Origin of the sequence: Metabacillus rhizosphaerae, from assembly GCF_037201795.1 — a bacterium.
Classification (GTDB): Bacteria; Bacillota; Bacilli; order Bacillales; family Bacillaceae; genus Metabacillus; species Metabacillus rhizosphaerae.
Window position 1 is genome coordinate 5,476,149 of the sequence record NZ_CP147403.1, and the last position, 19,929, is coordinate 5,496,077.

At 36.4% G+C, this 19,929-nt stretch carries 20 protein-coding genes and 1 riboswitch; of the genes, 9 read left to right on the plus strand and 11 right to left on the minus strand.

Going from position 1 to position 19,929, the window contains the following annotated elements; all coding sequences use genetic code 11:
* Positions 1 to 82 precede the first annotated feature (82 nt).
* The 6 genes from WCV66_RS25930 to WCV66_RS25955 form a co-directional block, all read right to left on the minus strand.
* Positions 83 to 1,243 carry an acetylornithine transaminase gene (locus tag WCV66_RS25930; RefSeq protein ID WP_066336386.1) on the minus strand — a complete coding sequence of 387 codons (1,161 nt, stop codon included), beginning with the start codon at positions 1,241 to 1,243 and terminating at the stop codon, positions 83 to 85.
* Positions 1,240 to 2,022, minus strand: coding sequence for an acetylglutamate kinase (gene argB / locus WCV66_RS25935; RefSeq protein ID WP_066336389.1), 783 nt, complete (start codon positions 2,020 to 2,022; stop codon positions 1,240 to 1,242). The genes WCV66_RS25930 and argB overlap by 4 nt, the downstream gene beginning before the upstream one ends.
* A 10-nt stretch (positions 2,023 to 2,032) precedes the next feature.
* Entirely contained in the window at positions 2,033 to 3,265 is a 1,233-nt protein-coding gene (gene argJ / locus WCV66_RS25940) for a bifunctional ornithine acetyltransferase/N-acetylglutamate synthase (RefSeq protein ID WP_413789622.1), read from the minus strand.
* A 215-nt stretch (positions 3,266 to 3,480) separates the two neighbouring features.
* Entirely contained in the window at positions 3,481 to 4,518 is a 1,038-nt protein-coding gene (argC, locus tag WCV66_RS25945) for an N-acetyl-gamma-glutamyl-phosphate reductase (RefSeq protein ID WP_338787423.1), read from the minus strand.
* Positions 4,519 to 4,841: 323 nt separating this feature from the next.
* On the minus strand, positions 4,842 to 5,150 hold the full coding sequence (locus WCV66_RS25950; RefSeq protein ID WP_066336399.1) for a metal-sulfur cluster assembly factor: 309 nt from the start codon (positions 5,148 to 5,150) through the stop codon (positions 4,842 to 4,844).
* Positions 5,151 to 5,247: 97 nt separating this feature from the next.
* The gene (locus WCV66_RS25955; protein ID WP_338787424.1) at positions 5,248 to 6,015 is read right to left on the minus strand and encodes a prolyl oligopeptidase family serine peptidase; all 768 of its coding nucleotides are present in this window, start codon (positions 6,013 to 6,015) and stop codon (positions 5,248 to 5,250) included.
* 397 nt (positions 6,016 to 6,412) lie between these two features.
* Here WCV66_RS25955 and WCV66_RS25960 point away from each other — a divergent pair, with 397 nt between their 5' ends.
* The 3 genes from WCV66_RS25960 to WCV66_RS25970 all read left to right on the plus strand — a co-directional run bounded on the left by WCV66_RS25960 (position 6,413) and on the right by WCV66_RS25970 (position 7,677).
* On the plus strand, positions 6,413 to 7,225 hold the full coding sequence (locus tag WCV66_RS25960) for a Cof-type HAD-IIB family hydrolase (RefSeq protein WP_185654010.1): 813 nt from the start codon (positions 6,413 to 6,415) through the stop codon (positions 7,223 to 7,225).
* Between the two features lie 104 nt (positions 7,226 to 7,329).
* Complete coding sequence (locus tag WCV66_RS25965) at positions 7,330 to 7,482, plus strand: hypothetical protein (RefSeq protein WP_185654009.1); 153 nt, start codon at positions 7,330 to 7,332, stop codon at positions 7,480 to 7,482.
* Positions 7,483 to 7,677, plus strand: coding sequence for a DUF3813 domain-containing protein (locus WCV66_RS25970; protein ID WP_338787425.1), 195 nt, complete (start codon positions 7,483 to 7,485; stop codon positions 7,675 to 7,677).
* A 41-nt stretch (positions 7,678 to 7,718) separates the two neighbouring features.
* Here WCV66_RS25970 and WCV66_RS25975 read toward each other — a convergent pair whose 3' ends face one another.
* Both WCV66_RS25975 and WCV66_RS25980 read right to left on the minus strand, forming a co-directional pair.
* Entirely contained in the window at positions 7,719 to 8,195 is a 477-nt protein-coding gene (locus tag WCV66_RS25975; protein ID WP_066336412.1) for a BsuPI-related putative proteinase inhibitor, read from the minus strand.
* Positions 8,196 to 8,208: 13 nt separating this feature from the next.
* Positions 8,209 to 9,051, minus strand: coding sequence for a YitT family protein (locus WCV66_RS25980; RefSeq protein WP_066336414.1), 843 nt, complete (start codon positions 9,049 to 9,051; stop codon positions 8,209 to 8,211).
* 220 nt (positions 9,052 to 9,271) lie between these two features.
* Here WCV66_RS25980 and WCV66_RS25985 point away from each other — a divergent pair, with 220 nt between their 5' ends.
* Together WCV66_RS25985 and WCV66_RS25990 are read left to right on the plus strand one after the other, a co-directional pair.
* Positions 9,272 to 10,129: a DegV family protein gene (locus WCV66_RS25985; protein ID WP_066336417.1), complete on the plus strand. Its 858-nt coding sequence runs from the start codon at positions 9,272 to 9,274 to the stop codon at positions 10,127 to 10,129.
* 64 nt (positions 10,130 to 10,193) lie between these two features.
* Positions 10,194 to 10,325 (plus strand): DUF3941 domain-containing protein, encoded by a 132-nt coding sequence (locus tag WCV66_RS25990; RefSeq protein ID WP_083964714.1) that lies wholly within the window; start codon positions 10,194 to 10,196, stop codon positions 10,323 to 10,325.
* A gap of 66 nt (positions 10,326 to 10,391) precedes the next feature.
* Here WCV66_RS25990 and WCV66_RS25995 read toward each other — a convergent pair whose 3' ends face one another.
* Positions 10,392 to 10,571 (minus strand): hypothetical protein, encoded by a 180-nt coding sequence (locus tag WCV66_RS25995; RefSeq protein WP_066336420.1) that lies wholly within the window; start codon positions 10,569 to 10,571, stop codon positions 10,392 to 10,394.
* Positions 10,572 to 11,084: 513 nt separating this feature from the next.
* Entirely contained in the window at positions 11,085 to 11,945 is an 861-nt protein-coding gene (locus tag WCV66_RS26000) for a S1 RNA-binding domain-containing protein (protein WP_066337319.1), read from the minus strand.
* A 181-nt stretch (positions 11,946 to 12,126) separates the two neighbouring features.
* Here WCV66_RS26000 and WCV66_RS26005 point away from each other — a divergent pair, with 181 nt between their 5' ends.
* Positions 12,127 to 12,618 carry a YajQ family cyclic di-GMP-binding protein gene (locus tag WCV66_RS26005; protein WP_207976821.1) on the plus strand — a complete coding sequence of 164 codons (492 nt, stop codon included), beginning with the start codon at positions 12,127 to 12,129 and terminating at the stop codon, positions 12,616 to 12,618.
* A gap of 165 nt (positions 12,619 to 12,783) precedes the next feature.
* Here WCV66_RS26005 and WCV66_RS26960 read toward each other — a convergent pair whose 3' ends face one another.
* Entirely contained in the window at positions 12,784 to 12,837 is a 54-nt protein-coding gene (locus WCV66_RS26960) for a hypothetical protein (RefSeq protein WP_369094754.1), read from the minus strand.
* Positions 12,838 to 12,865: 28 nt separating this feature from the next.
* A riboswitch (SAM riboswitch) is annotated at positions 12,866 to 13,137 on the plus strand.
* A 102-nt stretch (positions 13,138 to 13,239) separates the two neighbouring features.
* Here WCV66_RS26960 and WCV66_RS26010 point away from each other — a divergent pair.
* The 3 genes from WCV66_RS26010 to WCV66_RS26020 all read left to right on the plus strand — a co-directional run bounded on the left by WCV66_RS26010 (position 13,240) and on the right by WCV66_RS26020 (position 19,924).
* Positions 13,240 to 15,093, plus strand: coding sequence for a bifunctional homocysteine S-methyltransferase/methylenetetrahydrofolate reductase (locus tag WCV66_RS26010; RefSeq protein ID WP_066336431.1), 1,854 nt, complete (start codon positions 13,240 to 13,242; stop codon positions 15,091 to 15,093).
* Positions 15,086 to 18,508, plus strand: a complete 3,423-nt coding sequence (gene metH, locus WCV66_RS26015; protein WP_338787426.1) for a methionine synthase — start codon at positions 15,086 to 15,088, stop codon at positions 18,506 to 18,508. The genes WCV66_RS26010 and metH overlap by 8 nt, the downstream gene beginning before the upstream one ends.
* Before the next feature lie 789 nt (positions 18,509 to 19,297).
* Complete coding sequence (locus WCV66_RS26020; protein ID WP_066336440.1) at positions 19,298 to 19,924, plus strand: FMN-dependent NADH-azoreductase; 627 nt, start codon at positions 19,298 to 19,300, stop codon at positions 19,922 to 19,924.
* Positions 19,925 to 19,929: the final 5 nt, after the last annotated feature.

A 19,929-nucleotide genomic window follows, 5' to 3' on the forward strand; every position in this document is an offset into this window, starting at 1 on the left:
TTTCCTACTAACAACCCTTTAATTGGATAAATATTAAAAACTTAGTATTTTTATTCAACACTTTGTAAAAAAAATGCTCAAATTAATGAGCGACCGCAGATTGCTTTAATGTAGAGAATGTCTGATCAATGATTCCAAGTGCCTCGTCAATCTCTTCATATGAAACCGTTAATGGTGGAAGCATACGTATAACATTTGGACCCGCTGGTAAAACAAGTAGGTTATTGTCTCTTAACTGATCGACCATCATACTAACTTGTTCCTTACATTCTATACCAATCAACAAGCCTTTTCCACGTATTTCCTTCACAAGTGGATGATTTCCTATTATACTATTCAACTTATTAACTAAGTATATATTTTTTTCAGTAACTTCGTTTAAAAAATCATCCTGTAGAATCTTCGTCAATGTTGCTTTTGCAGCAGCCATTGCAATCGGGTTTCCCCCAAAGGTAGAACCATGGCTTCCTGCTTGAAAGGTTTCAATCAATGATGATGCACCAATCATCGCTCCAACTGGCATCCCACTTCCTAAGCCCTTTGCAGAGGTTATGATATCTGGGGTTATTCCATAATGTTGATAGCCAAAAGGTTTTCCTGTTCGGCCGATACCTGTTTGAACCTCATCGATTATTAACAAGGCGCCAACACGTTTACAGGTTTCAGCAACTTTATCAATAAATTCTTGCTCTGCCGGAACAACTCCACCTTCACCTTGAACTACTTCAAGCATGATTGCAGCTACATCTTCTTCTAGTTCCTCTAAAGCTTGCGTTTGATTATATGGTAGATAAGTGAACTTTTCGAGAAGAGGACCAAAGCCTTGTTGTATTTTTTCCTGCCCTGTTGCTGACATTGTTGCAAAAGTTCTACCATGAAATGATTGAAGAAATGTCACAATTTTCGTTTTCCCTGTGTGTTTTCTCGCTAATTTAATGGCTGCCTCATTCGCTTCCGCTCCACTGTTACAAAAGAACACTGCTTCTCCATCGCTATGCTCCACTAAAAGCTTAGCTACCTCCTCTTGGATTGGCTGATGAAAAAGATTAGATACATGCCAATATTTTTTAAGCTGATCTTGAACACCCTGCATTACATCATCATCTGCATGACCCAAATTGCATACAGCGATTCCTGATACAAAATCAAGGTACTTCTTATCATTTTCATCTGTTACCCATGATCCTTTTGCTTCTTTAACTGAAACATTCCATCTAGCATAAGTCGGAAATAAATAACTCATGATGACAAGACCTCCTGTTCTCTCACGATTTTTGTTCCTTTAAAACTGTCATTTTCGATAAATGCTTGTTGCCCACTTACAATCATCACTTCTTGACATATGTCTGAAAGTGTTGCCATCGCTGATTGAACTTTTGGAATCATTCCACCTGTAATTACTTCTTTTTCAATGTGTGACTGTATCTCAGAAGGTGTAATTTTTTCGATTACTTGTTTTTCTCCGTCCAATATCCCAGGGACATCTGTTACAAATAAAAACTTTTCTGCCCCTACTGCATGAGCGATTGCTGCAGCAGCTAAATCTGCATTAACATTAAGAGTTTCATATGTCACAGTACGTGCAAGTGGCGCAATCACAGGTATATACCCATTATCCATTAGTAATGAAACACTGGATGTATCTACTGATGTTACTTTACCAACCAAGCCAAGATTTTCCTTATCTAAATAGCTAGCTTGTAAAAGTTGCCCATCACTACCTGATAACCCAATTGCTTTAAGTCCTTTTTGTTGCAAAAGATTTGTTAGATGCTTATTTATCTTCCCTGCTAAGACCATTTCAGCAATCTCTAACACAGCCTTTGTTGTTTTACGTTGTCCGTTAAAGAACTCTGTTTCAATATTTAAAGCTTTTAGCATGTTTGTTATATCTGGACCACCACCATGAACAATCATGACCTTCCAGTTATTTTCAATCAATACATTTAAACTTTGAAAAAATGATTCTGACAATTGGTGTACTGTACTTCCGCCACATTTTAAAACGACTGTTTTTGACATATCGATCTCCTTATGTTCTGTAACTTGCGTTTATTTTTACATAATCATAGGTTAAATCACAGCCCCACGCCTTACCAGCTGCATCTCCAACTCCTAGATTAACTGAAATTTTCACTTGATCGTTCTTTAAATATTCACTAGCAGCTTCCTCTGAAAACGCCTGTGGGCTATTATTAGTAAAAAGACAAATGTCTTCTAGATAAATATCAATCTTTTCGGGTTCTACTGAAGCTTCACTATATCCGACTGCACATATAATTCTTCCCCAGTTTGCATCAGCACCGTAAACAGCTGTTTTCACTAAGCTTGAACCAACAATTTTCTTTGCAACTACATTTGCTTCCTGCTTCGTTTTTGCACCTGTTACTTCGACTTCAATTAACTTTGTTGCCCCTTCACCATCTTTAGCGATTTGTTTCGCAAGCTCCTCACTAACCATTTGAAAGGCAGCCTTAAAATCATTCCACTGTGGATGATTTTCATTTAATTGCTTGTTTCCAGCTTGACCATTTGCTAAGACAAGAACCATATCATTCGTTGATGTATCACCATCAACTGTAATTTGATTATATGTTTTATCAGTAATTTCTTTTAAGGCTGATTGTAATGATTTAGAATCAATATTTGCATCTGTTGTCACAAAACCAAGCATTGTTGCCATATTCGGATGAATCATTCCTGAACCTTTTGCAGCCCCACCGATTGTCACTTTTTCCCCATCAATCACTACTTCATAGCATGAGGTTTTCATCACTAAGTCGGTTGTAAGAATTGCTTGTTGGAATTCTACTGCAGCTTCCTTCGAAGCTTGTGGTTTTAGCTCCTCAATCCCTTGACGAATTTTATCCATTTTCAAGAATTCTCCGATAACACCAGTTGAAGCAACAGCTACAAAATGTTTTTCTATATTAAATAGATCCGCACAGCGCTCTCTCATCTCGTAAGCATCTTTAAGACCTTGTTCACCTGTGCATGCATTTGCATTGGCACTGTTTACTATGATCGCTTGCAGACGCTCTTCTTTTGCAATACTTTCCTGAGTTACTTTCAATGGTGCTGCTTGGAAGTGACTTTGTGTATAGACAGCCGCACAGTTTGCAGGTACTTCACTATAAATAACACCTACATCATTTTTAGAATATCTTAAACCAGCGTGAACACCATCAGCTGAAAATCCTTTTGGTGTAACGATAGATCCATCTTCAATTTTTGTATAGCAAGTGGTTGCCTTTGTTTGTAACACTGCCTTTTCCTCCCCAGTGGTCATTATAGATGGCCCGTTTCGCGATAACATTGAAATATAATGGTGTTTCGCCGATTCCTTCTTTTCCCATCTTTTATTTTTTGTTGTGTTAAACTTGATTGATTTCCGCTGCAGGCGTTTGCTTTCCGCGGACGGTCCGGGCGCCTCTTACGTGCTTAGCACCTCCGGGGTCGCCCTATTATTCAAAAATAGCCTTATGGATAAATAGGTGCATGATATAATCCTGTTGTTTCTTCAAAACCGTTCATTAGATTAAAGTTTTGAATCGCTTGACCTGCTGCACCCTTCATTAAATTATCAATTACTGATACGATCGTAACTCTTCCTGTTCGTTCATCTACTTTTAAACCAATATCACAAAAGTTTGATCCGTAAACTTCTTTTGTAGAAGGAAATTCATTTTGCTTTCGAATTCGTACAAATGGTGAATCTGCATAAAAATCCTTATATAAGTCTAGTAATTTTTCAGTTGAATACGTATCTGTTAAACTTGCATAAATTGTTGCCATGATTCCTCGTGTCATTGGCATTAAGTGTGTGTTAAAGGAAATACATGTAATCGCATTATTTAACGTATGAAGCGCTTGTTCGATTTCTGGTATATGTTGGTGCTCATGTACTTTATATATTTTTACATTTTCATTTACTTCTGAGAAATGAGTTGTCTGTGATGCATTACGCCCTGCACCAGACACACCCGTTTTTGCGTCAACAATAATTGATTGTTCGTTAACAAGTTTATTCTCTACGACCGGTGCTAGCCCTAATATGGTTGCAGTTGGAAAACATCCTGGATTTGCGAGTAATTTAGCCTTTGTTATGTCCGCTTTGTATATTTCGGGAAGACCATATACGGCTTTTTCGAGAACATTTTCATCTACACATGGGCGTTTATACCACTCTTCATATTCACTTTTATTTTTTAGCCTTAAGTCCCCAGACAAATCGATAATCTTTACATCTGAATCAATAAATTGAGGTGATAAAGTCCTGGATACACCAGGAGGAGTCGCAAGAAATAAAACCGTTACATTGCTTTTTATTTCTTCAACATCAATATTTTTCAAAATATGATCACTTATTTCAGTTAAATGTGGAAATGAGTTACTATATGGGACATCCATTTCTGAAGATGAATATAATATACATTCATCTACATGTGGATGATTAGATAATATTCGATATAATTCGACCCCACCATAACCAGTGGCTCCGACAATTCCGACCTTCACTAAATCACCTTCTCTTGTTAAATTCGATATCTTCTAAATTATTTCTCATTATAAATATGTATAAAAATAAAATCAAGTGTATAAATAATGTTTTTATAGATTTTTCAAAAAAATCCTTTAATTATAAGAAAATGAATATGGAACAAACAAAATACCATGTTATATATCTATACAGAAGATTGCATAAAAGAATTGTAAAAATGTATATGTTAAGTAGCTTTTTGTTGGGGATTTTAAGGATAGACTAGTAAAGTCATTGAATTTCTCCTCTTAGAAGAAAAAAAATCATCAGCGGAGCATGTACCCACTGATGATTTTGTCTTTTATCGAATTCCTAATGCGATTTTGGCCATTCTGGACATTTTGTCCTTCGTCCACGGTGGACTCCAAACGATTTTAACCTCAACATTTTTCACTTCTGGAATATCATATAGAGCCGCTTTCACTTGATCAACGATTGTTCCTGCTAAAGGACACCCCATTGATGTTAATGTCATTGAAACCACTGTATTTCCTTGCTCATCCATTTGAACATCATATACTAAGCCAAGATTTACGATATCTACACCTAATTCTGGATCTTCAACCGTTTCAAGTGCACCGTAAATATTTTCTTTTAATAATTCATCCATAAATGTTATTCCTCCAACTTTTAAGATTCAACGTCTATTTCTACCTTGAGTATAGTAAAGTAAATAATTTATTTAAAGGATTCTGCTTGAAGTACATCTACAAGTAACGTTCAAACCATTCTGTCAAAGCCAATGCGCCTTCACGGGATACTTTATGGCCTGCTAATGGATCTACAATAAACTTTAGTCTTTCAGGTGTTTTTTCATACATTGGTATAATGTCCTTGTAAAATTGATACGTAGGAGCAAATGGCACCATATCATCACGTTCTCCATGCCAAAATAATAGTGGTCTATTTTGAAGTTTTTCTGTATGAAGACTTAAATCAAAAGGCTCTAAAAGAGAAAGCTGTTCATCAATCTCATCATTGGACAATGGAATTTTCACACCACTTTGCTTTAAAACGGAAAGCTGACCTTTTAATAATGTTGTATAACAAGGGCTTCCCATTAGACTAACAGCTGCTTTAATCCAATCATACTGTGTTAATGCCCCTAATGTAGTGATGCCACCCATTGATGTACCTGCTAGACCAATACGTCCTTGATCAATTAAATCATTTACTTCAAAATATTCTTTAATTGTATTCACTTCTGCAATCTCATTTATAACGATTTTCCAAAACCGAAAGCTTAATTCCTTTGTATTGTAATCCTTACTTCTTTCTCCATGATCGAGTGCCTCTGGCAGAACGACTCTTATCCCTTTTTCTGCAAGATAATAAGCATAATGTAAGTTATTTTCCTTTGCACTCGTAAAACCATGAACAAAAATTACAACAGGGGTTTTTTTATCCCTATGTGAATGATTTACAATATGTAATAGCGGAATGTCTGCTATATTTATTTTTTCAACGATAACCAAACGAAACGGCCTCCCTAACTATTTTGCCACTAATTAATTGTAACATGTAGACATTAAACTTGGAAAAAAGATACACTAAGAACAAAAGCGCTAGCGCCCGTTTAGCGACGTATGAACTGGAGTACTCCGCATGAGATAAAGGAAACACGAAGAGCGATAGCGATTCGATGTTGACTTATCGTAAGGAGGAGTGTGAAGTTCACTAGTCGCTGGGCGCTGAAGCTGGATGTCAAAGCGCTATCCACAGTACTCGAATTTTATAATTTCCTAAACGTGAACTAAAGCGTATAAGGAGTTTGAAGTTCACTTCTGCTTTAGCGCTGGAGTTAGATGTCAAAAACTTTGCGAGCATTTCATAAAAAGCAACCAAAATCTAACAAGACGAAAAGGAGACTTTATGGAAACGAAACCTTTCTTAATTGCTTTAGACTTAGATGGAACTCTTTTAAAGGACGATAAAACCATTTCATCGTATTCAAAAGAGATAATTGAAAAAGCAAAAGCAGCCGGACATATCGTTTGTATTGCGACAGGAAGACCCTTTCGATCAAGCTCCATTTATTATGATGAATTACAACTTACTACACCGATTGTTAATTTTAATGGTGCATATGTTCATCATCCTAAAAATAATGAGTGGGGAACATATCATACAACACTTGAACTAAACGTAGTAAAGGAAATTATTGAGGTTGCTGAAAAACATAGCATACATAATATGTTAGCTGAAATCATTGATGACGTATATTTCCATTATCATGACGAAAAGCTTTTAGATGTATTTAGCATGGGGAATCCATCCATTAAAATTGGCGATTTACGAGAAAATCTGGGCGATGATGTAACAAGCATCCTCATACATGCAGCAGAAGAAGATGTTGAAAAAATAAGAACTTATTTATCGGATGTACATGCTGAGGTGGTTGATCACAGAAGATGGGCAGCACCTTGGCATGTTATTGAAATAATTAAAGCAGGGATGAATAAGGCAGTTGGCCTACAAAAAATCGCATCCTATTATGACATTCCCGTTGAACGGATAATTGCATTTGGAGACGAGGATAATGATCTAGAAATGCTTAAATATGCTGGCCATGGAGTTGCAATGGGCAATGCAATAGACCAACTCAAAGCTGTTGCTAATAAGGAAACACGGTCAAATGAAGAAGATGGTGTTGCTCTATATTTAAAAGATGTATTATCCCTTTAAATGGTGTTAAATCAGCAACAAATTGCCATTAATATATTCATTTATTTCGTACACAATAAGACAGACGTAAACAAACGTCACCATTAAAAAGGGGGGCTTTTTCAATGGGTAAACGTAACAAATCAAAACGTTTTGTTCAACAAGGCAAAGATACAGTTACTAAGCACGATGAGAGGTTCCCTTACCATACAACATTATCAGAATCAGAAGAACGTAAAGCAAATAATGCCGTAGATACCTCACTTGGAGGGATATAAATGGGAAATCAATTGTTTCAACAAGCTAGAGAATCTGTGGCTTACGCTAGTTCTGTTGCAAGTGGGGCTGTTCAAGGTGATAAGCATGAAGCGATTATGAAAGCAAAAAATGCACTGTCATCTGCATTTGTCAATTCAACAGATGCCGAACGTGCTCAACTTCGTGAGTTTCAGCAAACAATTGAGTCTATTTAAGAAAAGCGCAAGCTTTATGAAAAGGAGCTGACTCTCATGAGTCAGCTCCCTTCTTCTGTAACGTGAATAGTCTTCTTTTTTATTAACCCTTCGGTATCTTGCGATAAAATAGATACTTCAACTTCATATTCACCAGGTTTTATACCTTCCCATATTTCTTCCCACTTTATGCTTTCAGCTGGCTTAATTAAGGTAGACTCTAGGGCTTGAGCAAACATCTTTCCTTCTGAGTAACGATATACCTCTTGATTATTTTGCTCAGTAACGATAATTTCATATTTTTGACTCGAAGAAAAATCAAGTTTTTTCGTTTCACTTGAATTGTTTATTAGTGTAATAATAAATTCCGCTTGATTACGTAAGACATTCACGTCAACCATTAATTCGAGTTCATCAATCTCCACTTTTACCTCCCCCTCTTTTTCTTCAACAAGTGTATTTGCAGTATTCTCATTACCACCTGTACAACCAAATAAAAACATAATCATCATGCTAAACAGTATGATAGATCGTGCCATTCAAAACACCTCATTAATCTTTCCTGAAGAAGCCAAATATCCCTGTTGTTTGGATTATATTAGTAAATGCATTCGGATCTACTTCTTTGATTATTTTTTCTAAATCATACAATTCATACCGAGTAATAACAATAATCATCATATCCTTTGATTCATTCGTAAAAGCACCCTTAGCTGGAATCATCGTAATACCTCTTACTAGTTTCGAATGGATGGCTTTCTTTAAATCATCTGCCTTTTTTGTAACAACCATCGCAGTAAGCTTCACATGTCTAGTATGGATTACGTCAATTACCCTTGTTGTAGCATAAAGCGCAACTAAAGTATATAATGCCTTCTCCCAACCATACAAAAGACCTGCTGTAAAAATAATGACAGAATTCAACATGAAAATATAGGTTCCAACAGGCTTATCTTTCATTCTAGACAGCACCATTGCGATAATATCTAATCCCCCTGTAGAGGCACCATATTTCAATGTGATTCCAACACCAACAGCAAGTATTACCCCACCGAAAACCGCATTAAGTAAAATATCGTTTGATAGAGATTGTAGTGGAATTAATTCTAAAAATACAGTTGTTGCTGCTACACTTAAGAAGCTATATAACGTAAAGGTTTTCCCTACCTTTATCCATCCCAAAATTGCTACTGGAATATTTAGTAGTAATAATAAGATACCTGTGGAAATATAAAAAGGTGTATATTCCTCTAGTATGCTAGAAAGCAGTTGAGAAAGTCCTGTAAAACCACTTGAATATACGTTTGCAGGAATTAGAAATAAGTTCAAACCTATTGCATTTAATAATGCACCAACAAGCACAACAATAATTTTTACTACCTCACCTTTAATCATGAAAAGATAGACCTCCTTTACAATCTAAGTCCCTATATTCTTTGTTCTTCCCATTTTCATGTAAAATGAATACAAAGATTGTATTTTAATTTGGTCATGATAAACTAAAAATGAATTAGACTTATTAGCATGACTGCATTTTGAAGGAATATAGATATCTTATACTTTCGTATTTAATTGGAAATTTTAAAAAATGAGCAAATACAAATGAGGTGTTTAAATGAATGTACATATCCTAGCAGATAGTGCTTGTGATTTACCCCTAGATTATTTTGAGGAACATTCTATTTCATTTCTTCCGCTTAGCGTAGATATTAAGGGTGAGCAACTACAAGATCAAATAGAAATAAAACCTAAACAGTTATATAATGCAATGCGCGAAGGTGCTGTTGTTAAAACATCACAACCTTCTCCTCTTTTAATAAAGGAATCATTTACAGACCTTGCAAATAAAGGAATACCAAGTCTTTATGTAGCTTTCTCGTCGGAGCTATCCGGAACGTATCAGACAGCGATGATGATTCGAAATGAGGTACTTGAAGAATTCCCCTCATTTGAATTAGCGATTATCGATACAAAGTGTGCCTCGCTTGGACATGGTCTTGCTGTTAGATATGCAGCCGATTTAGCTGAAAGTGGAAAAAGCCTAAGTGAAATTGAGACAGCTGTTAAAAACTATTGTTTAAAGATGGAGCATATCTTTACTGTAGATAATTTAGAATACTTAGCTCGTGGAGGCAGAATTAGCAAAGCATCTGCATTTGTTGGGGGACTTTTAAATATCAAGCCTTTACTTCATGTAGAGGACGGAAAACTTATTCCTCTTGAAAAGATACGCGGACGCAAAAAAGTTTTTCGACGCATTATTGAAATTATGAGTGAACGTGGTGTTAACTTACAAAACCAAACCATCGCCATCAGCCATGGAGATGATGAAGAAGCTGCTTATGAAATGAAAGCATTGATCGAGAAAGAATTTTCACCTAATGAAGTGTATATAAATTATGTTGGGGCAGTTGTTGGAGCTCATGCTGGTCCTGGTACTCTTGCGATATTCTTCTTAAATGACGAGTTGTAGTAACACATATTTAAAGCTCGGAAAGGGCATGATAAAGCTATATTCGTTTGAAAGGAGTTTTTTCATGCCACATACTAGTGATAACGATAAAAAGGCACAAGATAACAATGCTAAGCGCCATGAAAAAAACATGATGCGTGATAAAAATCGCAAGCAAGGTGAACGTCAATATTCTAAGAGAACAGATCATAAATGAACAAAAGGTCTTTTACTTAGGCATGCAACTCATGTTAAGTGAAAGACCTTATTGTTCTATAGGTTGTTATTTTTCTGGTTTTACATATATCGTTAGACAATTCGTTTGTAGGTCCATTCTCCCATAATGATATACTTGATCACCAAGCGAAAAAACATTCTTATCTTTTAGATGTGCATATTGCTCTCTTGATAGCTTTAACTTATTATGAATTCCATCTTCAACTGCAAGCACTTTTATTTCCATCCCATACCAATCCTTTATACTAAACATTCTATAAAATCAGTATATTTTGTAGCTTATGAAAGCGTCAAGATTTTGGTTTGAAATGAATCTACTTATAAAAGTAGGCTGTTTTCGCAAACTTTGTTGCTTTTAAAATAGTATTGGGTTGGTTGATTGGCGCTCCAGGATGCTCGCTTTCCGTGGGGCGGGCGATGAGCCTCCTCAGCGCGAAGCGCCTGCGGGGTCTCATCTGTCCCGCTACTCCCACAGGAGTCTCGCACCTTCCGCACCAATCAACCTAATCAGTTTTGTTCAAAAACAACAATCTTTTAGAAAAGAGCCTAAAAGTATGAACCTGTATGACAGGATCTTACTTTTATATTATCTATTATTTACTTCAGTTTAAAACTGCCTAACGTTTGCTTTAAATCGTCAGTTAATTGACTTATTACGAAATGAACCATCGTCATATTCATATCGCCAATAAAAAACGTCCTCCATTTCTAATTAGAAATGGAGGACGTTTTGTTATTTTTATTGATCCTGCTGTTCTTTAAAATATGTCCAGCCATCTTTTTGATAAACTCTACCATTTTTCATTAAATGCCCTAAAGCTCGTTTAAACGCACCTTTACTTAGTTCAAATCGTTCATATATATCATCTGGATCACTTTTATCATTGAAAGGCATAGCTCCGCCTCTTTCTTGCATATAACCATAAATTCGTTCTGCATCACCACTCAATGCCTCATGCTTACGAGGCAATAAACTGACGTTAAGAGTCCCATCTTCCTTCACGTCAATAACTCGTCCTGTTACTGTTTCACCTAAACGCGGCTCAACGGTTCGCTGTGAGGAATGGATAAAACCTTTATAGCCTTCTTCAGTTAATATGAATGAACCTGCTACAATCATTCTGTAAACAGTTCCTGATATTTCTTTATTAAACAACGAACGATCAGCATCTTTAAAGAGAGGTTCAACAATTTCCTCTGTCGCTAGGCGAACAAAAAAACGGCCATTTCCTGAAACCTTTAATGTACAATAAAGCTTGTCCCCTGGTTTAGGCCATACTTCTCTTAAAAACGGGAGGTGATCCATTGCAACAAGAGCATCCTTACTCAAGCCAATATCCACAAATGCCCCCATATCATCTACTACATCTACCACTTCGACCCAACCATATGATTGATCCGTAATCAGTGGTTTTTTCATTGTTGCATACAATCGTTCTTGAGCATCAATCACGAAAAAGACCTCAATTTTTTCTCCAACCTCGATTTCTCCTATCACTTCGCTTTTATGTAATAGTACGCGCTCATCTCCATCTGTTAAGAAGTATCCATAATCAACCTTTTCATCTATCGTTAATATTGCAAATGTGCCTGGCATCATATCATTTATCGTTCCTTTCATCATTTAAGTGAAAATATTATTAGTTCTCACTTTCTCATCATTTATACGTCGTTTTCAGCAAACAATTATACTCAATAATCATCTGAGCGTTTAAAAAGTTGTGAACATTGTTTTATTTTACTATAATCTAACCATATTATATACGTAATGGAGGATTAATATGGCGAAAGATAGTTCATTTGATATTGTATCCAAAATTGAATTCCCTGAAGTAACAAATGCAATTAGTATAGCAATGAAAGAAATTGCTACTCGTTATGATTTCAAAGGGAGCAAAAGTAATATATCATTAGAAAAAGAAGAACTAGTTTTAGTCTCAGACGATGAGTATAAGCTAGACCAACTAAAAGATGTCCTATTATCAAAACTTGTTAAACGAAATGTACCAATTAAAAATATTTCGTATAAAAAAATTGAGAATGCCTCAGGTGGAACAGTTCGTCAAAGAGCAGAATTAGTTTCTGGGATTGATAAAGAAAATGCAAAAAAAATAAATACGCTTATTAAAAACGCTGGCTTAAAGGTGAAAACTCAAATTCAAGATGATCAAATTCGTGTAACAGGAAAAAGCCGAGACGATTTACAACAAGTCATTGCTGCAATAAGAGAAGCTGACCTACCAATTGACGTACAGTTTATTAATTATCGCTAAAAACAAAAGCGCTGGAGCTGGATGTCAAAGTTCCTACCAAAAGTAATCTTATATGATTTTCCCAGGCAGTTCATCAAACAAATCGTTGTCACATGAACTGCCTTTTTTACGTTTCAAAACTTGATTACCACCTTTTCCCACACTTAATTTTATCCAAAATATCATTTAACTATTGATATTTTTCATAATATTAGATAAATTAGTTGTAACACTTTTCAATATATTAAAGTAAATACAATAATTTCATATCTTATCAAGAGAAGCTGAGGGACTGGCCCTATGAAGCTTCAGCAACCGGTCCATAACGAGTGAAGACCTGGATTTTAGTTGATTGTTCAAAGGAAGAAAATAAACCTTAAGTTGTTTTCTATCCGCATCTACAAAGCTTGCAGGTGCGGATAGAAAACAAACAACAGTATGGTTTACAACCTTTCTAAACAATTTAATCTATCCTACTTATCCTCCGAGTGCCAAGGTGCTAATTCCAGCTAAGCATGTAAGATGCTTGAAAGATAAGGGGAAGCTTTGAATCATTCAGCCTTCTTCTTAAGAGGGCTTTTTTTATTATTATTTCGATTCATCTTTTCTCCTCACACTACTACATAGATCGGAGGCTTTTCTATGAGCTTTTTGGAAGACTTAAAAAGTAAGATTTTAATTGGGGACGGTGCAATGGGAACAATGCTTTATTCCCATGGTGTTGATCGTTGTTTTGAAGAATTAAACCTATCAAAACCTGATGATGTCAAGCGCGTTCATCAAGCATATATTCAAGCCGGTGCTAACCTAATTCAGACGAACACCTATGGGGCAAATGATATTAAACTCTCACGTTACGGCCTAGAGGATGAAATTAGACAAATTAACAAAACTGCTGTTGAAATTGCCAAACGAGCAGCTACTTCTTCGACGTATGTATTTGGAACTATTGGCGGAGTTCGTTCCTTCAAAAAAAGTGCCCATACACTTGAAGAAATTAAACGCAATTTTAGAGAGCAGTTGTTTATCTTACTAAATGAAGATGTAGACGGCCTATTACTTGAAACCTACTATGATTTAGAGGAAATGAAAACAGTACTCCAAATTGCAAAAAAGGAAACAAATAAACCAATCATTGCCAATGTATCCCTCCATGAAGCAGGTGTTTTACAAGATGGAACAGCATTAACAGATGCTTTTTCAACTCTCGAAGAGCTTGGTGCAAATGTAATTGGCTTAAACTGCCGTTTAGGTCCATACCATATGATTCAATCTCTTGAGGAGGTTCCACTTCTTGAGTCAGCCTATCTATCTGTATTCCCGAACAGTAGCTTACCTGCTTTAAATGAAGGTCGTCTTGTTTATGAATCTGATGAAGGTTACTTTAAGGAGAGCGCTCTGAAATTTAGAGACCAAGGTGTTCGCCTAATTGGTGGCTGTTGTGGAACAACACCAAAACATATTCAAGCAATCGCTGAAGCTGTAGGGCATCTTGCTCCTGTTACAGATAAAAAGGTAAGAGTTCCGAAGCAAGTACAAGTAAATATCACATCTAGTAATACTGACACACTTCCTCCACTTCAGGAGATTGTAAAGGAAAAACGTTCAGTTATTGTTGAGCTTGACCCACCGAAGAAGCTTGGAATGAATAAATTCCTTGAAGGGGCACAAGCGCTTCATCATGCAGGTATCGATGCTTTGACTCTTGCAGATAACTCGCTTGCTTCTCCACGGGTAAGTAACCTAGCTGCCGGAATACTCGCAAAAGAAAAAACAGGTGGCAGAGCATTAATTCATATTACATGTCGTGATCGAAACTTAATTGGCTTACAGTCTCATTTAATGGGTTTACATTCATTAGGACTATCTGATGTACTAGCAATTACTGGTGACCCTTCAAAAATTGGTGATTTCCCTGGGGCAACTTCTGTTTATGATGTTTCCTCGTTTGATTTAATCAGTTTAATTAAACAATTCAATGAAGGTGTCTCTTACTCCGGTAAACCATTAGGTGAAAAAACCAACTTCTCAGTTGCGGCTGCCTTTAATCCAAATGTTCGTCACTTAGATAAGGCTGTTGTCAGACTTGAAAAGAAAATTGCCCATGGTGCAGATTATTTTATCTCACAACCTCTTTATTCAAGTCAGCAAATTGTAGATGTATATGAGGAAACCAGAAACTTAAAAGCACCTATTTACATCGGGATCATGCCATTGACATCAAGCCGTAACGCAGAATTTATTCATAATGAAATTCCTGGAATTAAACTTTCAGATTCGATTCGTGAAAAAATGGCAGCAGCTGGAACAGATAAGGAACAAGCCCGCCAAGAGGGCTTAGCCATTGCAAAGGATCTTATTGATACAGCATTTGATTTATTTAATGGAATTTATTTAATAACTCCATTTTTACAGTACGACCTTACAGTGGAGCTAACCAATTACATCCATGAGAAGGAAAAACAACTGGCTGAAAGGAAGATTACACATGTGTAGCATCAAAAATGAAATAAAAAAACGGATACTTGTACTTGACGGTGCAATGGGTACAATGATTCAAGCTGCTGATCTTACACCTGATGATTTTGGTGGTGAAGACTACGAAGGCTGTAATGAATATTTAACTTTAACAGCACCGAAAACAATTGAAATGATTCATGAAGCCTATCTTGAAGCAGGCTCAGATATCATTTCAACAAACACATTTGGAGCTACTTGTCTTGTTTTAGATGAATATGACCTAGGTTCTTTCGCCCTTGAACTTAATATTGAATCAGCTAAAATTGCAAAAAACGCAGCTGATAAATTTTCCACACCTGAAAAACCAAGATATGTTGCAGGAGCAATGGGTCCAACAACGAAAACGTTATCTGTAACTGGTGGGACAACATTTGATACTTTAGTCGATAACTATGAAGAACAAGCAAGAGGATTAATTATCGGTGGCGCTGACTTACTTCTCCTTGAAACTAGCCAGGATATGCTCAATGTAAAAGCTGGATTCTTAGGCATCCAAAAGGCATTTGAAACAACAGGTAAAGAGCTTCCACTTATGGTTTCAGGAACAATTGAACCAATGGGTACAACATTAGCAGGACAGGATATTGAGGCTTTTTATGTCTCATTAGAGCATATGAAACCAATTTCGGTTGGTCTAAACTGTGCAACAGGTCCTGAATTTATGACAGACCATATCCGTACATTATCCGGATTAGCGAATACAGCTGTAAGTTGTTATCCGAATGCTGGCTTACCTGATGAAGAAGGTAATTACCATGAATCACCTGAGTCACTTGCCAAAAAACTTGTTGGCTTCGCTGAACAAGGCTGGCTAAATTTTGTAGGCGGTTGTTGTGGAACAACTCCTGAACATATTAAAGCCATCTCTGATGCTGTAGCAACGATCAACCCACGGAGCATCGAAGACGTTTCAAGTGGTCACACTGTTTCTGGAATCGATGCCCTTCTTTATGAAGATGGCATGCGTCCACTATTTGTCGGAGAAAGAACAAACGTTATAGGTTCTCGTAAATTCAAACGGTTGATTGCAGAACAAAAATTTGAAGAAGCCTCTGAAATTGCTAGAGCACAGGTGAAAAATGGTGCACATGTTATCGATATTTGCTTAGCAGACCCTGACAGAGATGAACTTGAAGATATGGAAGCATTCATTCAAGAGGTTGTTAAAAAGGTAAAGGCCCCTCTTGTTATTGACTCAACAGATGAAAATGTCATCGAAAGAGCATTAAAATATTCTCAAGGTAAAGCTATCATCAACTCAATAAACCTTGAGGACGGTGAAGAACGCTTTGATGCAATTGTTCCCCTTGTAAAAAAATATGGTGGAGCTTTAGTTGTAGGGACCATCGATGAAATTGGGATGGCATTAACAGCTGAAAAGAAGCTTGAGGTTGCGATTCGTTCACATGATTTACTTGTCAAAAAACATGGTCTTAAGGCGAGTGATTTAATCTTTGATCCACTTGTTTTCCCAGTTGGAACTGGTGATGAGCAATATATTGGATCTGCAAATGAAACAGTACGTGGTATTCAACTGATAAAGGAACACTTACCAGAATGCTTAACAATCCTTGGTGTAAGTAATGTATCCTTTGGCCTTCCTCCTGTTGGACGTGAAGTATTGAATGCAGTTTATTTATACCATTGCACACAAGCAGGACTTGATTATGCGATCGTAAACACCGAAAAATTAGAGCGTTTTGCTTCGATTCCAAAGGAAGAAATCAAGCAAGCAGAAGATCTGTTATTTAAAACAACGGATGAAACACTTGCTGCGTTTACTGCATTTTATCGAGGGAAGAAAAAGGAAAACAAAAAGCCAGTAAAATCTCTTCCATTAGAGGAAAGACTAGCTCTTTATATCGTTGAAGGAACAAAGGAAGGTCTTCTTCCAGATTTAGAATTAGCTCTTAAAAAGTACCCTGATCCCCTTTCGATCATTAACGGACCCCTAATGGCTGGAATGGCCGAGGTTGGTGTCTTGTTTAATGACAATCAATTAATTGTTGCTGAAGTATTACAAAGTGCTGAAGTAATGAAAGCTTCGGTATCTTATTTAGAACAATTTATGGACAAGAAAGACGATAGTGGAAAAGGTAAAATTTTATTAGCAACTGTTAAAGGTGATGTTCACGATATCGGTAAAAACTTGGTGGACATTATTTTAAGTAATAATGGTTATAAGGTTATTGACCTGGGAATTAAAGTAACACCTCAAACACTTATTCAAGCAGTCAAAGATGAGAATCCCGATATTATTGGATTGTCAGGGCTCTTAGTAAAGTCTGCTCAGCAAATGGTCATTACTGCTCAGGACTTACATGAAGCTAATTGCAACGTACCAATTTTAGTAGGTGGAGCTGCCCTTTCAAGAAAATTCACGAGAATGAAAATCTCTCCACAATATACGGGTCCAGTTGTTTACGCAAAAGATGCAATGGACGGATTATCATTGGCAAATCAATTGCGGACTACTCCAGAGCTGTTTGCTGAAAAAGAAGCGGCAGTTACTGAAGAATCGAAACCAAAAAGTGCACAATCGAAAGCTGTTACTGAGCTATTAGAAAAGCGTGGCAACCTTAGTGAAGCACCAATCTTTACACCAGTTGATACAAAACGTCATCTGCTTAAAGATATTAACCTAACTCAAATTATTCCATATATAAATATGCAAATGCTAATTGGACACCATCTTGGACTAAAAGGAAAAATCAAGGAATTAGTGCAAAAGAAAGATCCAAAAGCATTAGAATTAGTTGAGTTAATTCAAGACCTATTAAAGGATGGCGCCAAAAAGAATTGGTTTAAGCCAGCTGTTGCTTATCAATTCTATCCATCTTATAGCGAAGGGAATAAATTGCATATTTTAGATCCAAATAACACAAATTCAATTTTGGAAACATTTGATTTTCCAAGACAAGAAAAACTACCATACCGTTGTATCTCAGACTATGTTCGCCCTAAGCAGGAAGATGGATTTGATTATGTAGCCATGTTTGCAGTTACAGCAGGTAGCCAAATTCGCGAGTTAGCACAAGGCTTTAAGGAACAAGGCGATTATTTAAAAAGCCATGCTGTTCAAGCTCTTGCTCTAGAGCTTGCAGAAGGACTAGCAGAACGAACACATCAGCTTGTTCGTGATCGTTGGGGCTTCCCTGATGCCCCTGACTTTACAATGGATCAGCGCTTTTCAGCTAAATACCAAGGTCAAAGGTATTCATTTGGCTATCCAGCCTGTCCTGACCTTGAAGATCAAGAAAAACTCTTTAAGCTATTAAGACCTGAAGATATTGGAATTCAGCTAACAGAAGGCTTTATGATGGAGCCTGAAGCATCTGTTACAGCAATCGTCGTAGCCCATCCGGAAGCAAGATATTTTAATGTAATGTAATACTTTTGAAGAAAAGCCCCGAAACTTTACGTTTCGGGGCTTATTCTAATGAATTTATAAAAACGAACGAGAGGTTTGCTGTTGAAAACAGTTGGCTCAAGCTTGATTCATTTTTGCCCAGAACTGGTTCATTCTTTTCTTTAAATGGTTCAATCTTTAGATTTTCTGGTTCAATTATTTGTTCTAGTGATTCAATCCAAGGTGCTCAGCTAAGCTATGGTTCATTTTTGCTCAGAACTGGTTCAATCCTCGCTTCAAATGGTTCAATCTTTAGATTTTCTGGTTCAATTATTTGTTCTAGTGATTCATCCAAGGTGCTCAGCTCAGCTAAGCTATGGTTCATTTTTGCTCAAAACTGGTTCAATCCTCGCTTCAAATGGTTCAATCTTTAGATTTTGTAGTTCAATTATTTTAATCGGTAAACCCAAACCCATGTATTGACCTTGACCTACATCAAAAGTCTTAAGTCTAATTAATGAGCAAACTTCCGACAATCACATGAATTCATTTCTTAAAATAACAGTTATACTATTCCTTAGAAGTTAAGGACTCGTTCAATTGTGGATATTGTTTTGAACTCGAGCTAAACAATTGACATAAAGAGTTTAACTAACTAAAATCAAGGATGTTAAAAAGAAAGTGTAGCAACTACTTTGATGAACAAAAAAAATAACATGAAATTAAACAACCGGTTGCTATAGCAACCAATTGCCATCTTCTCTGTTTTCTCTTAGACAGAGTTCTTATTTAAAATAGTTGCTATAACAACAAAAATTGGAGGAAACAATTATGTCAAACGTATTATTTATTAAAGCAAATTCACGTCCTGTATCACAGGCTGTTAGTGTTCAATTATATGAGGCTTTCTTACAAAGCTACAAGGAATCCCATCCAGAAGATTCAATCACAGAGCTTGATTTATTCAGTGAAAACTTACCTTATTATGGAGCAGATATGATCAATGGAATGTTTAAATTAGGTAAGGGTATCGAGTTATCTTCTGATGAACAAGTTGCTACAGTCACTGTCAAAAAATATCTAGACCAGTTTTTATCTGCAGATAAAATTGTATTAGCATTTCCACTTTGGAACTTTGCTGTCCCTGCTGTTTTGCATACGTATATGGATTATCTATGCCAAGCTGGAACAACGTTCAAATATACGCCAGAGGGACCTGTTGGTTTACTATCTGATAAAAAAGTTGCTCTTCTTAATGCAAGAGGTGGCGTGTATTCAGAAGGACCTGCTGCTTCTAAAGAAATGGCTGTTAACTATGTCACAACAATTTTAGATTTCTTTGGTATTAACAATGTTACTAACATCATCATTGAAGGACATAATCAATTCCCTGAACAAGCTAGTGAAATTATTGAAAATGGAATAAGAGAAGCTGCAACAGCTGCAAATACTTTTTAAACAGT

Bases quoted from the DNA above. Each gene is read 5' to 3' on its own strand.
- metH (WP_338787426.1), top strand. From the start codon at position 15,086: ATGTGTAGCATCAAAAATGAAATAAAAAAACGGATACTTGTACTTGAC.
- WCV66_RS25950 (WP_066336399.1), bottom strand. From the start codon at position 5,150: ATGGATGAATTATTAAAAGAAAATATTTACGGTGCACTTGAAACGGTT.
- WCV66_RS25975 (WP_066336412.1), bottom strand. From the start codon at position 8,195: ATGGCACGATCTATCATACTGTTTAGCATGATGATTATGTTTTTATTT.
- WCV66_RS26020 (WP_066336440.1), top strand. From the start codon at position 19,298: ATGTCAAACGTATTATTTATTAAAGCAAATTCACGTCCTGTATCACAG.
- WCV66_RS25965 (WP_185654009.1), top strand. From the start codon at position 7,330: ATGGGTAAACGTAACAAATCAAAACGTTTTGTTCAACAAGGCAAAGAT.
- WCV66_RS25960 (WP_185654010.1), top strand. From the start codon at position 6,413: ATGGAAACGAAACCTTTCTTAATTGCTTTAGACTTAGATGGAACTCTT.
- WCV66_RS25980 (WP_066336414.1), bottom strand. From the start codon at position 9,051: ATGATTAAAGGTGAGGTAGTAAAAATTATTGTTGTGCTTGTTGGTGCA.
- WCV66_RS25985 (WP_066336417.1), top strand. From the start codon at position 9,272: ATGAATGTACATATCCTAGCAGATAGTGCTTGTGATTTACCCCTAGAT.
- WCV66_RS26005 (WP_207976821.1), top strand. From the start codon at position 12,127: ATGGCGAAAGATAGTTCATTTGATATTGTATCCAAAATTGAATTCCCT.
- WCV66_RS25995 (WP_066336420.1), bottom strand. From the start codon at position 10,571: ATGGAAATAAAAGTGCTTGCAGTTGAAGATGGAATTCATAATAAGTTA.
- WCV66_RS26010 (WP_066336431.1), top strand. From the start codon at position 13,240: ATGAGCTTTTTGGAAGACTTAAAAAGTAAGATTTTAATTGGGGACGGT.
- WCV66_RS25990 (WP_083964714.1), top strand. From the start codon at position 10,194: ATGCCACATACTAGTGATAACGATAAAAAGGCACAAGATAACAATGCT.
- WCV66_RS25930 (WP_066336386.1), bottom strand. From the start codon at position 1,243: ATGAGTTATTTATTTCCGACTTATGCTAGATGGAATGTTTCAGTTAAA.
- WCV66_RS26000 (WP_066337319.1), bottom strand. From the start codon at position 11,945: ATGATGCCAGGCACATTTGCAATATTAACGATAGATGAAAAGGTTGAT.
- WCV66_RS25970 (WP_338787425.1), top strand. From the start codon at position 7,483: ATGGGAAATCAATTGTTTCAACAAGCTAGAGAATCTGTGGCTTACGCT.
- argB (WP_066336389.1), bottom strand. From the start codon at position 2,022: ATGTCAAAAACAGTCGTTTTAAAATGTGGCGGAAGTACAGTACACCAA.